We start from the raw sequence: 18,033 nt of genomic DNA on the forward strand, positions 1-18,033 counted from the left end.
GGCCCTCGTGAACGTGCTGGACATCTTGTTGCTGGTCGCCGCCGTGTGGTTCGCGATCGTGGGCTACCGCCAGGGGTTCGTCGTCGGCATCCTGTCGGTGATCGGCTTCCTGGGTGGTGGTCTCGTCGCCGTCTATCTGCTGCCCGTCGTCTGGGACGGCGTGACCGACGAGGCCGAGGTGAACACGACCGCCGCCATCGTCGCGGTCGTCATCGTGATCGTCTGCGCCTCCGTCGGCCAGGCCCTGACCACCCACCTCGGCAACAAGCTGCGCCGGTTCATCACCTGGTCGCCCGCCCGCGCCCTCGACGCGACCGGCGGGGCCCTCGTCAACGTCGTCGCGATGCTCCTGGTCGCCTGGCTGATCGGCGCCGCCCTCGCGCAGACCACGATGCCCACCGTGGGCAAGGAGGTCCGCGGCTCCAAGGTGCTGGCAGGGGTGCAGGAGGTACTGCCCTCCGACGCGGACACCTGGTTCAAGGACTTCACCTCGGTCCTCGCGCAGAACGGCTTCCCGCAGGTCTTCAGCCCGTTCTCCGACGAGCCCATCAAGGACGTCGATCCGCCCGACCCCGCGCTCGCCAACAGCGCGGTCGCCGTCAACGCCCAGCGTTCCATCGTCAAGGTCATGGGCACCGCGCAGAGCTGCGGCAAGGTCCTGGAGGGCACCGGCTTCGTCTTCGGCCAGCGGCGCGTGATGACCAACGCGCACGTGGTCGGCGGCGTCGACGAACCCACCGTCCAGATAGGCGGCGAGGGCAGGAAGTACGACGCGACGGTCGTCCTCTACGACTGGGAGCGCGACATCGCCGTACTCGACGTACCCGATCTGCGCGCGCCCGTGCTGCAGTTCTCGACCTCGGACGCGAGCAGCGGCAAGAGCGCGATCGTCGCCGGTTTCCCGGAGAACGGGTCGTACGACGTCCGTCCCGCGCGCGTGCGTGGTCGCATCACGGCCAACGGCCCGGACATCTACCACCGCGGCACGGTCCGCCGCGATGTCTACTCACTGTTCGCGACCGTCCGTCAGGGCAACTCGGGAGGCCCGCTGCTCACGCCCGACGGCAAGGTCTACGGCGTGGTCTTCGCGAAGTCCCTCGACGACCCGGACACCGGTTACGCGCTCACGGCGGACGAGATCCGGGAGGACATCGCCCGGGGTCGCACCGCCGGCCAGCAGGTGGACAGCGACAGCTGCGCGCTCTGAGGCCCCTGCGGGGCTCAGGGGCGGGGATGGCGCAGGCGCATCGAGACCCAGCGGGCCCGACGGCGCAGGATGCGCGGGATTCCCACCCTCAGGTCGGTTCCCGCGATGTGCGGGGAACCTCCTTGGTGGGAGCCCGGACCGTGGCCCGAGCGGCGATTGCGTGCGGCGTCACTGTAGTCGTGCGTCCAGCCCATACCCCGACGTCTGCCCCTGCCCCAAGGTCGATAACCGCCCCATGGGCCCCCAATTGGCCTATGCGTCAGGCACTTGGCTGTTCGTAGTACACCTGTTCCACTTCGCGGATACCGGGCGTGCCGGGACCCTCACACTCCACGGTCACCGGTCCGGTTCGGGGTCCTTCAGCCAGTTGACCAGTTCCGTCGAGAACGCGGCCGGATCCTCCTCGTGCGGGAAGTGTCCCAGCCCGTCGAACAGGCGCCAGCGGTACGGCGCTTCGACGTACTCCCCGGAGCCGGCCGCGCTGCGTGTGCGCAGTACCGGATCGAGTGAGCCGTGCAGATGGAGCGTCGGCACCCGCACCGGCCGCTTCATGCGCCGGTTGAACTGGATGCCGTCCGGCCGGGCCATCGAGCGGACCATCCAGCGGTACGGCTCGATCGCACAGTGCGCGGTGGACGGGATGAGCATGGCCCGGCGGTACGTCTCCACCGCCTCGTCGTCGGGCAGCCGTGGCCCCGACCAGTCCCGGATCAGCCGCCCGACGAGCGCCCCGTCGTCCGCGACGAGCTGCCGCTCGGGGAGCCAGGGCCGCTGGAACCCCCAGATGTAGGAACCGGCGGCTGTCTGCCTGACGTCGGAGAGCATCGCCGAGCGCCAGCGCCGGGGATGGGGCATCGAGGTGACCACGAGCCGCCGTACCAGCTTGGGGCGCATCACCGCGGCCGTCCACGCCAGATATCCGCCCAGGTCGTGGCCGACCAGTGCGGCGTCGGGCTCGCCCAGGGACCGGACGACGCCCGTGATGTCGAGGGCGAGGTTCGCGGGGTCGTAACCCCGGGGCGTACGGTCGCTGCCGCCCACGCCCCGCAGGTCCATGGCGACGGCCCGGAAGCCGGCGTCGGCGAGGGCGGTCAGCTGGTGCCGCCACGTCCACCAGAACTGCGGGAACCCGTGCACGAGCATGACCAGCGGCCCGTCGCCCAGTTCGGCGATGTGGAACCGGGCGCCGTTCGCGGCGACATCCCGGTGAGTCACCTCGCGCCCGCCGGGGAGGTCGAGCCGTACGGCCGAGCCGGGTTGCGCCGAGGGTGTGGCGGGGTCCGTCATGAGGACGAGCGTGCCACAACCTCGACCGCGTCACTTACCGGGGCGGGCCGGGGGTGCGGCTTGGCCTTCTGGAGGACGCCCGCCGTCTCCTTCATGGAAGCGGCGACCTTCTGCGGGCCCTTGCCCTTCTTGGCCTTCTTCGCGAAGACGACGCCGACCAGCACCAGGAGGACGGCGAGGAGGACGTTCGCGGCGAACGACAGCAGGAAGCAGACCGCGAGGTTCCAGTCGCTCCAGGTCCGAATGGCGTACGCCAGTGCGAAGTTGAGCATCGGCAGGGAGAACACCAGTACGGCGGCGGCCACCGTGAACGCGCCGCCGCTTGTCACGCCACGCTTCACGTCCTGCTTGAGCTGGGCTTTCGCCAGCGCGATCTCGTCGTGCACCAACGCGGACATCTCGGTCGTCGCCGAGGCGAACAACTGGCCGATGCTGCGTTCGGCGCCGACCGGGCTGCCGTCGGGTGCGCTCATCGAGATCTCCCTGTTGTCTTGGTCGTCCTGCTCGGATGTCTGAACGTACGTGCCTGAGGTACGCGCCAGGCGCACGCGGCTGACCGCATGTCTGACGTCTACGTGTCAGATCATGCCGGACCGTCACCCCGGTCGCCCGCCCCGCCCACCACTTCGGCAAGCCCGTCCCGCTCGGCGGCCTCCAGTTCGGCGGTCTTGAGCGCGGCGATGCGCCGGTGTTCTGCCGCCTTCCCCTCGTGGATGTCGGCCATGCGCAGGTGGTACGCCGGATCGTGCTCCTCGTAGATGTCGGGGATGCCGTCGAGGTCGTCGTCGCGCTCCTCCGCCTCCCACAGCTTGCGGTACCTGGCGTTCCGTATCTTCAGCAGCACGGTCGCGGCGAGTGCGGCGATGAGCGAGCCGGTCAGGACGGCGGCCTTGACCCCGTCGGTGAGCGCGGGGTCGCCGTCGAACGCGAGTTCACCGATCAGCAGGGAGACGGTGAACCCGATCCCGGCGAGGGAGGCGACGGCGAAGACGTCTGCCCAGGCGAGGTCGTCGCTGAGCGAGGCACGGGTGAAGCGTGCGGTCAGCCAGGTCCCGCCGAAGATCCCGAGCGTCTTCCCGACGACGAGCCCGAGCACGACCCCGAGCGTCTCCGGCTGGGTGAACACGTCTCCCAGCACCCCGCCGGACACCGAGACGCCCGCGCTGAACAGGGCGAACAACGGCACGGCGAGCCCCGCCGACAGAGGCCGCACCAGATGCTCCACGCGCTCGCCGGGCGAGCACGTCTCCCCGTCCTCGGCCCGGGTCGTGCACCGCAGCATCAGGCCCATCGAGACACCGGCGATGGTGGCGTGGATGCCGCTGTTGTACATCAGCCCCCAGATGACGAGCGCGAGGGGGACGTACACATACCACCCGCGTACGCCCTTGCGGAGCAGCAGCCAGAAGGCGGCGAGGCCGACGAGCGCGCCGCCGAGCGCGGCGAAGTTCAGGTCGTCGGTGAAGAAGACCGCGATGATCAGGATGGCGAAGAGGTCGTCGACGACGGCGAGCGTGAGCAGGAACGCGCGCAGGGCGCTCGGCAGGGACGTACCGATGACGGCGAGCACGGCGAGCGCGAAGGCGATGTCGGTGGCGGTGGGCACGGCCCAGCCGGCGAGCGAACCGCCGCCGGTGACGTTGGTGAGGGTGTAGACGAGCGCCGGTACGGCCATTCCGCACAGGGCGGCGACGACGGGCAGCGCGGCGGCCCTCGGGTCGCGCAGATCCCCGGCTACGAGTTCGCGCTTGAGTTCGATGCCGGCGACGAAGAAGAAGACGGCGAGCAGCCCGTCGGCGGCCCAGTGCTGGAGGGAGAGGTCGAGCCCGAGGGCGGCGGGCCCGACGTGGAAGCCGAGGACCGCCTCGTAACTCTCCTTGGCCGGGGTGTTCGCCCAGATCAGCGCGGTGATCGCGGCGATGAGCAGCAGCACCCCGCCGACGGTCTCCGTCCGCAGGGCGTCCGCGACGTACGTCCGCTCGGGCAGCGAGAGCCGTCCGAGGAGCTTGCGGTTGGCGGTGCGGGGGGCGGCCACGGGGAGTCCTCCGGTCGGTGGGCAGCACGAAACGCATGCCGACCAGACTTCCCGGCGCACCTAGTCGATCCTCGCGGATCTTGTCGCGTTGTTGACGCGATCTTTAGCTTACCTAAGGTGCGCGGGATATGTCGCCCGGAGGAAACCCTTTCGTCGAGCTCTCGCCGACCTCTCGCCGATCCCTTGTCGGTCTCTGGTCCTGTTCTAGTGCTCCGGTCCTGTTCTAGTCCTCGCTGCCCGCCGCGGGCAGCTTCGTCTGGATGAGGTCCATGACGGTGGAGTCGGTCAGGGTCGTCACGTCGCCCAGTTCCCGGTTCTCGGCGACGTCGCGCAGCAGGCGGCGCATGATCTTCCCGGAGCGCGTCTTGGGGAGCTCCGCGACCGGCAGGATGCGCTTGGGCTTGGCGATCGGGCCGAGAACGTCACCGACGTGGTTGCGCAGTTCGGCGACGAGGGTGTCGGTCTCGGAGGCGGTGCCGCGCAGGATGACGAAGGCGACGATGGCCTGCCCGGTCGTCTCGTCCGCGGCGCCGACGACGGCCGCTTCGGCGACGGAGGGGTGCGAGACGAGCGCGGACTCGACCTCGGTGGTGGAGATGTTGTGCCCCGAGACGAGCATGACGTCGTCCACGCGCCCGAGCAGCCAGATGTCGCCGTCGTCGTCCTTCTTCGCGCCGTCACCCGCGAAGTACTTGCCCTCGAACCGGGACCAGTACGTGTCGAGGAACCGCTGGTCGTCGCCCCAGATGGTGCGCAGCATGGACGGCCACGGCTCGGTCAGCACGAGGTAGCCGCCACCCCCGTCGGGCACCTCGCGCGCCTCGTCGTCGACGACGGTCGCGGAGATCCCGGGCAGTGCCCGCTGTGCGGAACCCGGCTTGGTCTCGGTCACACCGGGCAGCGGGGAGATCATCATGGCGCCGGTCTCGGTCTGCCACCAGGTGTCGACGATGGGCGCGACGTCGCCGCCGATGTGCTTGCGGTACCACATCCACGCCTCGGGGTTGATCGGCTCGCCCACCGACCCCAGCACCCGGAGGGAGGAGAGGTCGAACTTGGCGGGGATGTCGTCGCCCCACTTCATGAACGTACGGATCGCGGTCGGCGCCGTGTAGAGGATCGTCACCCCGTACTTCTGGATGATCTCCCAGAAGCGCCCCTGGTGGGGGGTGTCCGGCGTCCCCTCGTACATCACCTGGGTCGCGCCGTTGGCCAGCGGCCCGTACACGATGTACGAGTGCCCGGTGACCCAGCCGACGTCGGCGGTGCACCAGTAGACGTCGGTCTCCGGCTTGAGGTCGAAGACGGCGTGGTGGGTGTAGGCGGCCTGGGTGAGGTAGCCGCCGGAGGTGTGCAGGATGCCCTTGGGCTTACCCGTCGTACCGGACGTGTAGAGGATGAACAGCGGCTGCTCGGCCTCGAACGCCTCGGGCGTGTGCTCGGTGCTCTGCCGCTCGACGACCTCGTGCCACCACACGTCCCGGCCCTCGTGCCACTCGACGTCCTGCCCGGTACGGCGGACGACGAGCACGTGCTCCACGTTGTCGACGCGCTCGACGGCCGCGTCGACGGCGGGCTTCAGCGCGGACGGCTTGCCGCGCCGGTAGCCGCCGTCGGTGGTGATGACGATCTTGGCGTCGGCGTCCTGGATGCGGGTGGCCAGCGCGTCCGCGGAGAACCCGCCGAAGACGACGGAGTGCGCGGCGCCGATCCGGGCGCAGGCCAGCATCGCGATCGCCGTCTCCGGGATCATCGGCATGTAGACGGCGACCCGGTCGCCCTTCTCGACTCCCAGCTCCAGCAGGGCGTTCGCGGCCTTGGAGACCTCGTCCTTGAGCTCGGCGTAGGTGATCGCGCGGCTGTCGCCGGGCTCGCCCTCGAAGTGGATGGCGACCCGGTCGCCGTTCCCGGCCTCGACGTGCCGGTCGACGCAGTTGTACGCGACGTTGAGGCTGCCGTCCTTGAACCACTTGGCGAACGGCGGGTTCGACCAGTCCAGCGTCTCGGTCGGCTCGGTGGCCCAGGTGAGCCGGCGGGCCTGCGCGGCCCAGAAGCCGAGCCGGTCAGCCTTGGCCTGTTCGTACGCCTCCGCCGTGACGTTGGCAGCTGCGGCCAGCTCGGCGGGTGGCGCGAACCTGCGCTCTTCCTTGAGCAGGTTGGAGAGGGAGGACGACTCACTCATACTTCCCTCTCCCCCCTCAACAGGCCGGCCAGGCTTTCGTTGCTCACGACATCTCCCTTTCCCAGGGTGTCCGTTGTGTCCCAGGCCACAGCTCATCAGACCGGGGGGCCCGCTGACAAGGGCCGACCGAAAATTGGTTTAGACCTTTAGGTCCGGAGACCTCCAGTCCGGTCCATCCCCGTCGGCGCACCTCTTCGTGAGGGGGACAACCAAGGTCACGTACACGATGGTCGCCCGGTTCACCCGTCAGCCTTGTTCGGGCCCCCGCGGGCTTCCTCAGGCGGACAACCCGGCCGCCCGCACATGATCGAACACCTCGTCCCCGCCCACCGCCCCGGTGAGCAGATACGCCTGTGCCTCACCCACATGGAAGTACATCCCCTGCAGATCGAGCACACCCTCGCGCAGCGCCCGCGCCACCGACTCGTGCGCCCGGAGGTGCTCCAACTGCTGGACCACATTGGTCAGGCCGAGCTGCTCGACCGCGTCGGCGGGCGCCCGCCCGGCGAGCCGCGCCCAGGGCCGGTCCTTCGCGGCCATCCGCTCCAGGCTGGGCAGCCCGTGCCGCAGCCACCGCCTCAGCGGGGTCCGCGCCCCGTCGGGCTCCATGTTCAGCAGTGCCTGCATGGCCCCGCACCCGGAGTGGCCGCACACCGTGATGGAGCGCACCTTCAGCACGTCCACCGCGTACTCGATCGCTGCCGCCACCGAGTCGTCCCCGCTCTCCTCGCCGGGCATCGGCACCAGGTTGCCGACGTTCCGTACGACGAACAGGTCGCCGGGACCACTGGAAGTGATCATCGACGTGACGAGACGCGAGTCGGCGCACGTCAGGAACAGCTGTGAGGGCTGCTGTCCCTCCCGTGCCAGCCTGGCCAGCTCACCGCGCACCAGCGGGGCGGTGTTCCGCTGGAACGCGCTGATACCGCGCGCCAGTTGATGCCCACTCGGCTCGACGGCACCGGGCGATCCCGTGGAGTCGGCCGGGTCCGGCGAACCGGGCGAGCCGGAGGAACCGGTCCAGCCGTTCTCCCCGCCGGGCCTGTCCGCCGTCTCCCCGCGCCCCGGTCCGGACTCCGGGCCCTCGCACTGGTGGTTGCGCCAGGGTGTCCAGGGCCGGCAGCGGCAGTCGGAGGCGCCGACGGGCTCGGCGATCCGTGTCCCCGCCCGGCCGGTCACCTCGACGGTGCCGCCCTGGGCGGTGTGCGTGCTCTGCCAGTGGTGCAGGGATTCGTACGCCGCGTGGTCCATGAACGAGCCGTCCAGCTCCACGACTGCGACGGCGCCCCGGGGCACGAGGTGAAGGGTCCGGCTGAGCCGGGGCACCGCGAGGAACGTCAGCTGTCCTCGGACGCGTACGTAGTGGATTCCCCCTGTCTCGGTCTCGTCGTCTCTCGCTTCATAGGTGATCCGGGTGCGGGCGAGGCGGTTCAGGGCGACGGCGACGGCGACCGCGACGCCCAGCGTCACTCCTTCGAGGACGCCGAAGACGACGACGCCCAGGGTCGTCACCGCGTAGACCAGGACTTCGCGGTGGCGGGTCACCGTGCGGATGTGGTGCAGGGACACCATCTGGATACCGACGGCCATCACCAGGGCGGCGAGTGAGGCGAGCGGGATCAGCTCCAGGACCGGAACCATCAGCAGCGCGGCGATCACTACGAGAACGCCGTGCAACATCGTGGAGTTCCGGCTGACGGCACCGGCTTGCACATTCGCCGAACTCCGCACGGCCACACCCGCGACCGGCAGTCCGCCGAGCACCCCGGACACGACGTTGGCGGCGCCCTGGCCGAGCAGTTCACGGTCCAGGTCGGAGCGGCCGACGCGGGCCGAGGCTCCCGACCGCCCCGACTCTCCGGCCAGCAGCTCGGGCCGGGATGCCGCCAGTTTGTCGACGGCGACCGCGCCGAGCAGCGACTGCACGCTGCACACCAGCGTGGTGGTGAGCACGGCGGCGGCGACACCGAGCACGGGTCCTTCGGGCAGCCCGGCGAGCGCGTGACTGCGCCAGGACGGCAGATCGACCTTGGGCAGGCTCAACCCGGCGAGTGCGGCGGTGAGTGTGGCGCCGCTGACGGCGACGAGCGCCGCAGGCACCTTGCGCAGCACGCTTCCCACCCGGCCGGGAATCCGTGGCCAGAGCAGCAGCAGGGTCAGGGTCAGCACGCTCATCGACACGGCGGCGGGGTGCAGACCGGCCAACTGGGCGGGCAGCGCGCGGACGTTGTCGAGGACCGAGCTCTCCGGCGTACCCCCGAGGACGATGTGCAACTGGGCTACGGCGATGGTCACGCCGATCCCGGCGAGCATGCCGTGGACGACGGCGGGGCTGACGGCGAGCGCCGTGCGGGCCACGCGCAGGCAGCCGAGGCCGAGTTGGGCGAGCCCGGCGAGGACGGTGATGGCGCAGGTCGTACGCCATCCGTACCGCTGGATGAGGTCGGCGGTGACGACGGTGAGACCGGCGGCGGGGCCGCTCACCTGGAGGGGGGAGCCGCCGAGCCGTCCGGCGACGAGCCCGCCGACCGCGGCGGCGACCAGGCCGGCCTGGAGCGGGGCGCCGGTGGCGAGGGCGATGCCCAGGGAGAGGGGCAGGGCGATCAGGAAGACCGCGATGGAGGCCGACACGTCGGCGCCCGCGATGCGGAAGCGGCGGGGCGGAGTCGGCGGCGGTGTGGGTGGGGGGCTCTGGGGCTGGTGCATGCGCTTGGTCCGAGTCGGGTCGGGGGCGCGAGTGGGGACGCAGGCAGACATGTTTCCCGTCTCCTCCGGGGCAGCGCGGTCGCGGAACAGGTGGTCCCCCACCGATGGGCGGGGGGCGGGTCGCGGCCGTGGGTCACGGCGTGCAAGCGGCGGGATTTTCAACGCTCGGTAAACGGATCGTAATGCACAGTAAAGTGCGTGTATGTATTTTCGGGGCAAATGGGGTAATCAATCACTCCGCTGAGTGAAGTGGACTTTTGATCGGCTTGTCGTACTAATTCCTTCCTGGTCCCCGTGCCACCTTGACGGCGCCGCGCCCGAAGGCGCCGGCCCGAACGAAGGAAGAGGTGGGCGGACATGGCCGTCACCAAGAGGATCGCCGCGGGCGTCGTGGCCGTCGCGGCCTGTGCCGCGTCACTCGCCGGCTGCGGGGCGGGAACCGCCGGCCCCGGTGCGAAGGAAGGTGCGCACGGAGCGAAGAAGGCGGCGCCGGCCCCGGCACCCAAGAGCGCGGTAAGGCTGATCGGCGACGGCTCCACCGCGTACACCGGAGCCCAGCCCTACCAGCCCAGGCCCGAGCGTCTCAAGCCAGGTCAGAAGCCGCCGCAGTTCGTCGTCTTCTCGTGGGACGGCGCGGGCGAGGACGGCCAGCGGCTGTTCTCCCGCTTCCGCAAGGTGGCCAAGGCCAACAAGGCGACGATGACGTACTTCCTGAGCGGCGTGTACATGCTCCCGGAAGACAAGCGCGACCTCTACCGGCCGCCCCAGCACTCGCCCGGCCGCTCCGACATCGGCTTCAACGACGAGCAGGGCATCGCCGACACCGTGAAGCAGCTGCGGCTCGCCTGGCTGGAGGGCAGCGAGATCGGCACCCACTTCAACGGCCACTTCTGCGGCAACGGGGGCGGGGTCGGTGAGTGGTCGGTGGAGGACTGGAAGGACGAGATCGCCCAGGCGAAACGTTTCGTGAAGTCCTGGAAGACCACCACGGGCATGAAGAAGGCGTCCCCGCTGCCCTTCGACTACGAGAAGGAACTCGTGGGCGCCCGCACGCCCTGCCTGGAAGGGCAGAAGAACTTCATGAGCGCGGCCCGCGAACTGGGCTTCCGCTACGACACGAGCGGGGTCAACGACCAGCTCTGGCCCGCGAAGAAGCAGGGGCTGTGGGACCTGTCCATGCAGCTCGTCCCGGTCCCCGGCCGCAGCTTCGAGACGCTGACCATGGACTACAACTTCTACATGAACCAGTCCGCCGCGCGTACGGGTGACGAGGGCCGCCACGAGTACTGGGGCGACCAGTTCCGCGACGGCCTCCTCAAGGGCTTCGAGCGCGCCCACGACGGCAACCGCGCGCCCCTGCTCATCGGCAACCACTTCGAGTCCTGGAACGGCGGCGTCTACATGCGTGCCGTCGAGGAGGTCATCGAACGCGTCTGCACGAAGCCCGACGTCCGGTGCGTCTCCTTCCGGCAGCTCGCCGACTGGCTGGACGCGCAGGATCCGCAGACCCTGTCGAAGTTGCGGACCCTGGGCGTCGGCGAGGCTCCGAAGGAGGGCTGGAAGACCTTCCTGGCGGACCGCCCGGCCCCCGCACCCAAGGGGGTACCGGGGGCTCCGGCGGCCAAGCGGTAGCGCTCCGCCGGGTGCGGGTCTTTCCGCGGCGGGTCGTCGGGTGCGGGTCCGTGGGGGCTGGTCGCGCAGTTCCCCGCGTCCCTAGAGGGGCGCTGTGGTCGCCGCCAGTTGCTCGCGCAGGACGAAGCCGGGGTCGATCTGGGTGGCCAGGTCGACCCCGGTGCGGGCGTTGGCCCAGGAGTGGGCGTTCTTCAGGTGGAAGTGGACCATCTGGTGCGTGTAGCGCTCCCAGTCGCGCTGTTCGTACGTGGCGTCGACGGCCGCGTGCAACCGGCGCAGGGAACGGCGGTTGGCGTCCTCCAGGAACTCGAACCGGGAGGACCGGCCCTTCTCCAGGGCGCGTACCCAGTCCGAGTGCCCGACGGTTTCCAGCAGGTCGTCCCCGACCTCGGCGCGGAGGAAGTCGAGGTCGTCCTGACCCTGCACCTTGTTGCCCACGACCTTCAGGGCGACCCCGAAGTCCTGGGCGTACTCCTTGTACTGGCGGTAGACGGAGACTCCCTTCCGGGTCGGTTCGGCGACGAGGAACGTGAGGTCGAAGCGGGTGAACAGGCCGGACGCGAAGGAGTCCGAGCCCGCGGTCATGTCGACGACGACATACTCGCCAGGGCCGTCGACGAGATGGTTCAGGCACAGCTCCACCGCGCCCGTCTTGGAGTGGTAGCAGGCCACTCCCAGATCCGCCTCGGTGAACGGGCCGGTGACCATCAAACGGACCGCGCCGCCGTCGAGTTCCACCGGGCGCGCGCAGGCGTCGTACACCGGATTGGTCTCCTGGATCCGCAGCAGCCTCGAGCCCTCGCCGGGCGGGGTCGTCTTGATCATCGCGTCGGCGCAGGCGATGCGCGGGTTCCTGCCGCGGAGGTACTCCTTGATGAGGTCCGTCCGCTCACCCATCGCGGGCATCGCGGCGGCCTCGGAGTCGTGGAGGCCCAGTGCGGCGCCCAGGTGCTGGTTGATGTCGGCGTCGATGGCGAGGACCGGTGCCCCGGAGGCGGCGAGGTGACGGACGAACAGGGAGGACAGCGTGGTCTTGCCGCTGCCGCCCTTCCCGACGAAAGCAATTTTCATGTTCACTAAAGGTAGTGCAGTGATCGCCGACGGTGTCCAGGGGGCGTGAGGAAGTCCACTCCTTCGTGGGTTGGCTCCCCGGAGTGCGTAGGGTCGTACTCATGAGTACGACAGACGCGAACGTCGACCCGCTCGCGGCCCTGGGGTCACTTCCCGGGGTGGCCGATTCCGTGGAGTCCGTGCGCAAGGCCGTGGACCGGGTCTACGGGCATCGCATCATGCGGCGGCGCAGCAACGCGATCACCGGCGAGGCGGCACTGCGTGGCGCGCGCGGCTCCGCTGCCCTCTCCGGTGCCGACTGGGCTCTCGAAGAGGTGCGCCGGCGCACCGACTTCAGCGGTGACGACGAGGCCCGGGTCGTCGGCGCGGCTCTTCGGCTGACCGCGGAGGCGGGTCAACTCCTGTCCATCTGGCGCCAGTCGCCGCTGCGCGTGCTGGCCCGGCTGCATCTGGTCGCAGCCGCGGGGACGGGCGACGAGGTGGGGCGCCCGCGGCAGGACGGTGAACCGGTCGACGAGCCGCTGGTCGAACTGCCGCTGCCGAGTGCGGCCGAGGTGTCCGGACGGCTGGAGGGACTCGCCGAGCTGATCATCGCGGGAGGCTCGGCCCCCGCCCTGGTCACGGCCGCCGTCGTGCACGGCGAACTCCTCGCACTGCGCCCTTTCGGCTCCTACAACGGCCTCGTCGCGCGCGCGGCCGAGCGGATCGTCCTCGTCGGCAGCGGGCTCGACCCCAAGTCGGTGTGCCCGGCCGAGGTCGGCCACGCCGAACCGGGCCGCGCGGCCTATCTGGCGGCATTCGACGGCTATGTCTCCGGCACTCCGGAAGGCATGGCCGCGTGGATCGCCCACTGCGGCCGGGCTGTCGTACTCGGGGCACGTGAATCGACGGCCGTGTGCGAGGCGCTGCAACGCGGGGCGGCGTAGGAAAAGAGGGCGGAGGGAAACGAAAAGGCCCTCTGCGGAGGGCCTTCAACGGGATGCGGCGGTACGAGGATTCGTACCGCCGCCAGCATGTTCACCCGGGTTACCAAGCGTCCTCGGAATATCGCCCATCAGGTCGGGAACTCTGCCCGTCGCCTGGTGCGGCTGGCCCGTAATCGACGGGTCGACGTCGCGTGGGTGCCCAGTGTTCATGCTCGGTCCGTGGGGCCAAATGCGTTATTAAGGTGATCCTTTCGGATGTCCTTGGTCTCGCGGGCCGTTGAGTCCTTTCTACTCCTGGACCCGGGCAAGCGGAAGCCCTGGCTGCACTTCTTTACTTTTGTCCTCAAACAGGAATCAATCGGGCGCCGATGTGCCGGATGTCCCTGGACGGGGCGGGAGAGGCGTCTCAGGCGACCGTCGGGCGACGCCTGCTCGCGTACCAGACGAGACCCGCCGTGGCCGCCGCCGCACCTATCGCGGCGGCGGCGACCAGAGCCGGACGCGGCGGTACGGAGAGCGCGGGCAGGCGCTGCTTCAGTCGGACCGGGCGGTGGAAGTCGAGGATCGTCCACCCGCGCGCGATCGCTTCCCGGCGCAGTGCGCGGTCCGGGTTCACGGCGTACGGATGGCCGACGGACGACAGCATGGGGACGTCGGTGACGCTGTCGCTGTAGGCGTAGCAGCGCGCGAGGTCGTACCCCTCCGACGCGGCCAGCTCCTTGATCGCCTCGGCCTTGGTGGGTCCGTACGCGTAGTACTCCACCTCGCCCGTGAAGCAGCCGTCCTCGCCGACGACCATGCGGGTGGCCACCACCCGGTCCGCGCCGAGCAGTTCGCCGATCGGCTCGACGACCTCCGCGCCCGACGTCGACACGATCACCACGTCACGGCCGGCGGTGTGGTGCTCCTCGATGAGGGAGGCCGCCTCGTCGTAGATGATCGGGTCGATCAGGTCGTGCAGCGTCTCGGCGACGATCTCCTTGACCTGCTGGACGTTCCAGCCGCGGCACAGCGCGGAAAGGTACTCGCGCATGCGCTCCATCTGGTCATGATCGGCGCCGCCCGCCAGGAACACGAACTGGGCATATGCGGTACGCAAGACGGCCCTGCGGTTGATCAGACCGCCTTGGTAGAACGACTTGCTGAACGTGAGCGTGCTCGACTTCGCGATGACCGTCTTGTCCAGGTCGAAGAAGGCGGCTGTGCGGGGCAAGAAGTGGTTTTCCACGAGGCTGAGCATAGGCGCCCACCATTCGGCGTAAGGTGTTGCGTCCGGGTTTGCCTGGGAGGGCTCTCGGGTACACCATGGAAGTCACGGATCGTTCGCGACCGTGCTAACCCGGTCCGGCTCCTCCCCCCCCGAGTCGAACCGTGGGGACGACCCCCGCTCTCCCCCCCGGCGGGGGTCGTCGCATGTCCGGGCGGGTTTCCTTTCTCCCCAAGCGCTTTCTTCGCGGCCGTGGTGCCGCCCGAGGCGGCTCCGGCCGCCTCTTTCGCATGCCCACGCATCATCACTGTGGGTAACTGAAGCGCTGCTCTGTGGAAAGTAGTACAGCCGTCACCTGTTTGGGTGACGGCGATATCCACAACCACCGAGTTGTCCACAGATTTCGACCAAGATCCACACGATTTCCGGGTTCCCCGCACCGTGATTCCAGCGCGACCCGCTCGCGGCCAGTTCGTGGCCGGTTGCGTTTGTCGGACGCGTTTGGCCGGTTTCTGCCGGCCGTGCATATGGCGAAGGGGGCTGGAAAACATGGCGGGAGCCATCACACACGACAACGATCGGTCCGCGGCCGAGGGGCGGCAGAGCGGACCGCTGATCGTCACCGAGGACGCCGACCTGCTGGACGACCTGTTGCGCCTGTGCGCGGCGGCCGGCGCCACACCCGAAGTGCACCACGGGGTGCCCGAGCGAGGAGGTGGCTGGGAGGCCGCACCACTCGTCCTGGTCGGCGACGACGCCGTCCGGCGGGTGCGCGGGGCCGCACGTCGGCGAGGAGTCGTGCTGGTCGGACGGGACCAGGACGACTCCGGGGTCTGGCGGCGGGCCGTCGAGATCGGCGCCGATCACGTCCTGATGCTGCCCGACGGCGAGCAGTGGCTCGTCGACCGGATCGCCGACGTCGCCGAGGGTGTCGGCAGGCCGGCGCTCACCGTCGGAGTCATCGGCGGCCGGGGCGGGGCCGGCGCGTCCACGCTGGCCTGCGCGCTCGCCGTCACCTCCGCGCGCGAGGGACTGCGCACCCTGCTCGTGGACGCGGATCCGCTGGGCGGCGGACTCGACGTACTCCTCGGCGGCGAGACGGCCGACGGACTGCGCTGGCCGGCCTTCGCCGCCTCACGCGGCCGGGTCGGCGGCGGCGCCCTGGAGGAGTCACTGCCGAAACTGCACTCCCTGAGGGTGCTGAGCTGGGACCGCGGGGACTGCGTGGCCGTCCCGCCCCAAGCCGTACGCGCGGTGCTCGCCGCGGCCAGACGGCGCGGCGGCGCGGTCGTCGTCGACCTCCCGCGGCGCATCGACGACGGCGTCGCGGAAGTCCTCGCCCAACTGGACGTCGGGATCCTCGTGGTCCCCGGCGAACTGCGCGCAGTCGCGGCGGCCGGCCGGGTGGCTTCCGCCGTCGGCATGGTCCTGCGCGACCTGCGTGTGGCGGTACGGGGCCCCTACACACCGGGACTTGACGACCACGAGGTGGCCCGGCTCCTCAATCTGACGCTGGCAGGTGAGGTCCCCGTCGAATCGGCCCTGTCGCGCCCGCACGAGGGCAAGGCGCCGCCGGGAGCGGCGGCACGCGGACCGCTGGCCCGGTTCTGCACGGTGTTCTGGGAGCGGGCGCTGGCCGAGGCGGGCAGCGTATGAACGGCGGACGCTGGGACGAAGGGCCGGGGGCGTCCACCGGCCTGCTGGACGGCGTACGGCAATGGCTCGCCGAGAGCGGGGCGGAGGCCACACCCGCGCGCGTGGCGCAGGCCCTGCGGGAGCAGGGGCGGGTGCTCGGGGACGCCGAAGTGCTGGGCGCCGCTGAACGGTTGAGGTCGGAACTGGTCGGCACCGGCCCGCTGGAGCCGCTGCTCGCCGATCCGTCGGTCACCGATGTCCTGGTGGCGGCCCCGGACCGGGTGTGGGTGGACCGGGGCGGCGGACTGGAACTGACCGCCGTGTCCTTCCCGGACGCGGGTGCCGTACGGCGGCTCGCGCAGCGCCTCGCCGCGGTGGCCGGACGACGGCTCGACGACGCGCGGCCGTGGGTCGACGCCAGGCTGCCCGACGGGACCCGTCTGCACGCGGTACTGCCCCCGGTGGCCGTCGGCTGCACCTGCCTGTCCCTGCGGGTGGTACGGCCGCGCGCGTTCACCCTGGACGAGCTGATGGCCGCGGGAATGCTGCCGCCGGGCGGTGACCGGGTGCTGCGGGCGCTGCTCGACGCACGGCTGTCGTTCCTGATCAGCGGTGGCACGGGATGCGGCAAGACAACGCTGTTGAGCGCGTTGCTGGGGCTGGTCGGCCCGGGCGAGCGGATCGTGCTCGCCGAGGACTCGGCGGAACTGCGGCCCGACCATCCGCACGTCGTACGGCTGGAGACCAGACCCGCCAACCAGGAGGGCGCGGGCCTGGTCACGCTCCAGGACCTGGTGCGGCAGGCATTGCGGATGCGGCCGGACCGGCTGGTCGTCGGGGAGGTCAGGGGCGCCGAGGCGCTCGATCTGCTGGCGGCCCTCAACACGGGTCACGAGGGGGGTTGCGGGACGGTCCACGCGAACGCCGCGGCGGACGTACCGGCGCGGCTGGAGGCGCTGGGGACGGCCGCGGGGCTCGACCGGGCCGCGCTGCACAGCCAGTTGGCGGCGGCGCTGTCGGTGGTCCTGCATCTCGTCCGCGACCGGGCCGGGCGGCGCCGGATCGCCGAGGTGCATGTGCTGGAGCGTGACCCCTCGGGGCTGGTGGTGACGGTGCCGGCGCTGCGGTGGGGCGAGGAGGCGTTCGCGTACGAGCGGGGATGGGAGCGGCTGCGGGGGCTGCTTCGCGCAGGCGGCGACAAGGGGCAGGGGAGTGAAGGCACGTGACGGGGACGGGAGGGCTTGTGGTGGGCGCGGCCGGGATGTGTGTCGGGGTGGTCTGCTGGCTGCTGGGTGGGCGGTATCCCGGGGCCCGGCGGGCTGAGTTGCTGCTCGCCGGAGGCGGGGCCGTGGGGACCGGACCGCCTCCGTGGGAGCGGGCGTCCGGTGAACTGCGGCGGCTGCGCGGGCGGTTGCGGGCCGAGTGGTGGGCGCTGGCCGTCGGGCTGGTGGTGGCGCTGCTGGGTGCCTCCGTGGTGCCGGCGCTGGTGGGCGCGGCCGGGGTGCCGTTGCTGCGCCGGGTCAGGCTCGCCGGGGAGGTGCGGCGGGCGGGAGAGCGGCGGGGCGACGCGGTGATCGCGCTGTGCGGGGCGCTCGCCGGTGAAGTGCGCGCCGGGCGGCAGCCGGGGGAGGCGCTGCTGCGGGCGACACGCGACTCCGGCGGCCTCGGCGGGGCACAGGCGTCGGTGCTGGCGGCGGCACGGTTCGGCGGTGACGTACCCGGGGCGCTCGCCGCGGCGGCCCGGCAACCGGGCGCGGAGGGGCTGCTGGGCCTCGCGGCGTGCTGGCGGGTGGCCGTGGACCAGGGCGCGGGACTCGCGGCCGGGCTGGACCGCCTCGAAGGGGCTCTGCGCGCCGACCGGGACCAACGCGCCGACCTGCGTGCCCAGTTGGCGGGTGCCCGGTCGACGGCGGTGATGCTCGCGGGCCTGCCGGTGCTGGGCCTCGTCCTGGGCACGGCACTGGGCGCCGACCCGTTGCACGTGCTGTTGCACACGGGCGCCGGACTGGGCTGCCTGCTGGTCGGCGGGGTGCTGGAGGGCGTGGGCCTGTGGTGGGCGCTGCGGATCGTGCGGGGAGCGGAGGCGGCATGAGGGCCGGGGGAGTTGATGACGGAGGCCGTCGTCGCGGCACGGCTGTCGAGCGT

At 70.8% G+C, this 18,033-nt stretch carries 13 protein-coding genes and 1 pseudogene; 6 read left to right on the forward strand and 8 right to left on the reverse strand.

All coding sequences use genetic code 11. The features are described 5' to 3' along the window. The first annotated feature begins 7 nt into the window (after positions 1 to 7). Positions 8 to 1,207: a MarP family serine protease gene (locus OG595_RS23280; RefSeq protein ID WP_329275046.1), complete on the forward strand. Its 1,200-nt coding sequence runs from the start codon at positions 8 to 10 to the stop codon at positions 1,205 to 1,207. 14 nt (positions 1,208 to 1,221) lie between these two features. Here the strand turns inward: OG595_RS23280 and OG595_RS23285 are convergent, their stop codons facing one another. The 6 genes and pseudogenes from OG595_RS23285 to OG595_RS23310 all read right to left on the reverse strand — a co-directional run bounded on the left by OG595_RS23285 (position 1,222) and on the right by OG595_RS23310 (position 9,468). Continuing rightward, positions 1,222 to 1,401, reverse strand: coding sequence for a hypothetical protein (locus OG595_RS23285; RefSeq protein WP_329275048.1), 180 nt, complete (start codon positions 1,399 to 1,401; stop codon positions 1,222 to 1,224). A gap of 142 nt (positions 1,402 to 1,543) precedes the next feature. Further along, the gene (locus tag OG595_RS23290) at positions 1,544 to 2,494 is read right to left on the reverse strand and encodes an alpha/beta fold hydrolase (RefSeq protein WP_329275051.1); all 951 of its coding nucleotides are present in this window, start codon (positions 2,492 to 2,494) and stop codon (positions 1,544 to 1,546) included. Next, a complete protein-coding gene (locus OG595_RS23295) occupies positions 2,491 to 2,967 on the reverse strand; it encodes a phage holin family protein (protein ID WP_329275053.1) in 477 nt (158 codons plus the stop codon). The genes OG595_RS23290 and OG595_RS23295 overlap by 4 nt, the downstream gene beginning before the upstream one ends. Before the next feature lie 110 nt (positions 2,968 to 3,077). Then, complete coding sequence (gene nhaA / locus OG595_RS23300) at positions 3,078 to 4,529, reverse strand: Na+/H+ antiporter NhaA (protein ID WP_329275055.1); 1,452 nt, start codon at positions 4,527 to 4,529, stop codon at positions 3,078 to 3,080. Positions 4,530 to 4,752: 223 nt separating this feature from the next. Beyond that, positions 4,753 to 6,800: pseudogene (acs, locus tag OG595_RS23305) on the reverse strand (acetate--CoA ligase). Between the two features lie 187 nt (positions 6,801 to 6,987). Continuing rightward, the gene (locus tag OG595_RS23310) at positions 6,988 to 9,468 is read right to left on the reverse strand and encodes a bifunctional SulP family inorganic anion transporter/carbonic anhydrase (RefSeq protein WP_329275057.1); all 2,481 of its coding nucleotides are present in this window, start codon (positions 9,466 to 9,468) and stop codon (positions 6,988 to 6,990) included. Between the two features lie 306 nt (positions 9,469 to 9,774). On the opposite strand from OG595_RS23310, the gene OG595_RS23315 reads away from it, so the two are divergent. Beyond that, a complete protein-coding gene (locus OG595_RS23315; protein ID WP_329275060.1) occupies positions 9,775 to 11,049 on the forward strand; it encodes a hypothetical protein in 1,275 nt (424 codons plus the stop codon). An 81-nt stretch (positions 11,050 to 11,130) separates the two neighbouring features. On the opposite strand, the gene OG595_RS23320 is transcribed toward OG595_RS23315, so the two are convergent. Beyond that, on the reverse strand, positions 11,131 to 12,120 hold the full coding sequence (locus OG595_RS23320) for an ATP-binding protein (RefSeq protein WP_329275062.1): 990 nt from the start codon (positions 12,118 to 12,120) through the stop codon (positions 11,131 to 11,133). A 101-nt stretch (positions 12,121 to 12,221) separates the two neighbouring features. Between OG595_RS23320 and OG595_RS23325 the strand changes: the two genes are divergently transcribed. Further along, entirely contained in the window at positions 12,222 to 13,046 is an 825-nt protein-coding gene (locus OG595_RS23325; protein WP_329275064.1) for an oxidoreductase, read from the forward strand. 406 nt (positions 13,047 to 13,452) lie between these two features. On the opposite strand, the gene OG595_RS23330 is transcribed toward OG595_RS23325, so the two are convergent. After that, on the reverse strand, positions 13,453 to 14,286 hold the full coding sequence (locus OG595_RS23330; protein ID WP_329275066.1) for an HAD family hydrolase: 834 nt from the start codon (positions 14,284 to 14,286) through the stop codon (positions 13,453 to 13,455). A 516-nt stretch (positions 14,287 to 14,802) separates the two neighbouring features. Between OG595_RS23330 and ssd the strand changes: the two genes are divergently transcribed. From ssd to OG595_RS23345, 3 genes are read left to right on the forward strand one after another with little or no spacing between them, the layout of a single operon-like run. Further along, positions 14,803 to 15,909, forward strand: coding sequence for a septum site-determining protein Ssd (ssd, locus tag OG595_RS23335; protein ID WP_329275068.1), 1,107 nt, complete (start codon positions 14,803 to 14,805; stop codon positions 15,907 to 15,909). Continuing rightward, on the forward strand, positions 15,906 to 17,114 hold the full coding sequence (locus OG595_RS23340; RefSeq protein ID WP_329275070.1) for a TadA family conjugal transfer-associated ATPase: 1,209 nt from the start codon (positions 15,906 to 15,908) through the stop codon (positions 17,112 to 17,114). The genes ssd and OG595_RS23340 overlap by 4 nt, the downstream gene beginning before the upstream one ends. A 35-nt stretch (positions 17,115 to 17,149) precedes the next feature. Continuing rightward, positions 17,150 to 17,980 (forward strand): type II secretion system F family protein, encoded by an 831-nt coding sequence (locus OG595_RS23345; RefSeq protein ID WP_443073358.1) that lies wholly within the window; start codon positions 17,150 to 17,152, stop codon positions 17,978 to 17,980. The last annotated feature ends 53 nt before the right edge of the window (positions 17,981 to 18,033 follow it).

It is taken from the genome of Streptomyces sp. NBC_01451 (assembly GCF_036227485.1).
Taxonomy (GTDB): domain Bacteria; phylum Actinomycetota; class Actinomycetes; order Streptomycetales; family Streptomycetaceae; genus Streptomyces.

Coding starts and splice junctions, on each gene's coding strand:
- OG595_RS23290 (WP_329275051.1), bottom strand. CDS start 2,494: ATGACGGACCCCGCCACACCCTCGGCGCAACCCGGCTCGGCCGTACGG.
- OG595_RS23345 (WP_443073358.1), top strand. CDS start 17,150: ATGTGTGTCGGGGTGGTCTGCTGGCTGCTGGGTGGGCGGTATCCCGGG.
- OG595_RS23285 (WP_329275048.1), bottom strand. CDS start 1,401: ATGGGCTGGACGCACGACTACAGTGACGCCGCACGCAATCGCCGCTCG.
- OG595_RS23340 (WP_329275070.1), top strand. CDS start 15,906: ATGAACGGCGGACGCTGGGACGAAGGGCCGGGGGCGTCCACCGGCCTG.
- OG595_RS23315 (WP_329275060.1), top strand. CDS start 9,775: ATGGCCGTCACCAAGAGGATCGCCGCGGGCGTCGTGGCCGTCGCGGCC.
- OG595_RS23320 (WP_329275062.1), bottom strand. CDS start 12,120: ATGAAAATTGCTTTCGTCGGGAAGGGCGGCAGCGGCAAGACCACGCTG.
- OG595_RS23330 (WP_329275066.1), bottom strand. CDS start 14,286: ATGCTCAGCCTCGTGGAAAACCACTTCTTGCCCCGCACAGCCGCCTTC.
- OG595_RS23325 (WP_329275064.1), top strand. CDS start 12,222: ATGAGTACGACAGACGCGAACGTCGACCCGCTCGCGGCCCTGGGGTCA.
- OG595_RS23295 (WP_329275053.1), bottom strand. CDS start 2,967: ATGAGCGCACCCGACGGCAGCCCGGTCGGCGCCGAACGCAGCATCGGC.
- ssd (WP_329275068.1), top strand. CDS start 14,803: ATGGCGGGAGCCATCACACACGACAACGATCGGTCCGCGGCCGAGGGG.
- OG595_RS23310 (WP_329275057.1), bottom strand. CDS start 9,468: ATGTCTGCCTGCGTCCCCACTCGCGCCCCCGACCCGACTCGGACCAAG.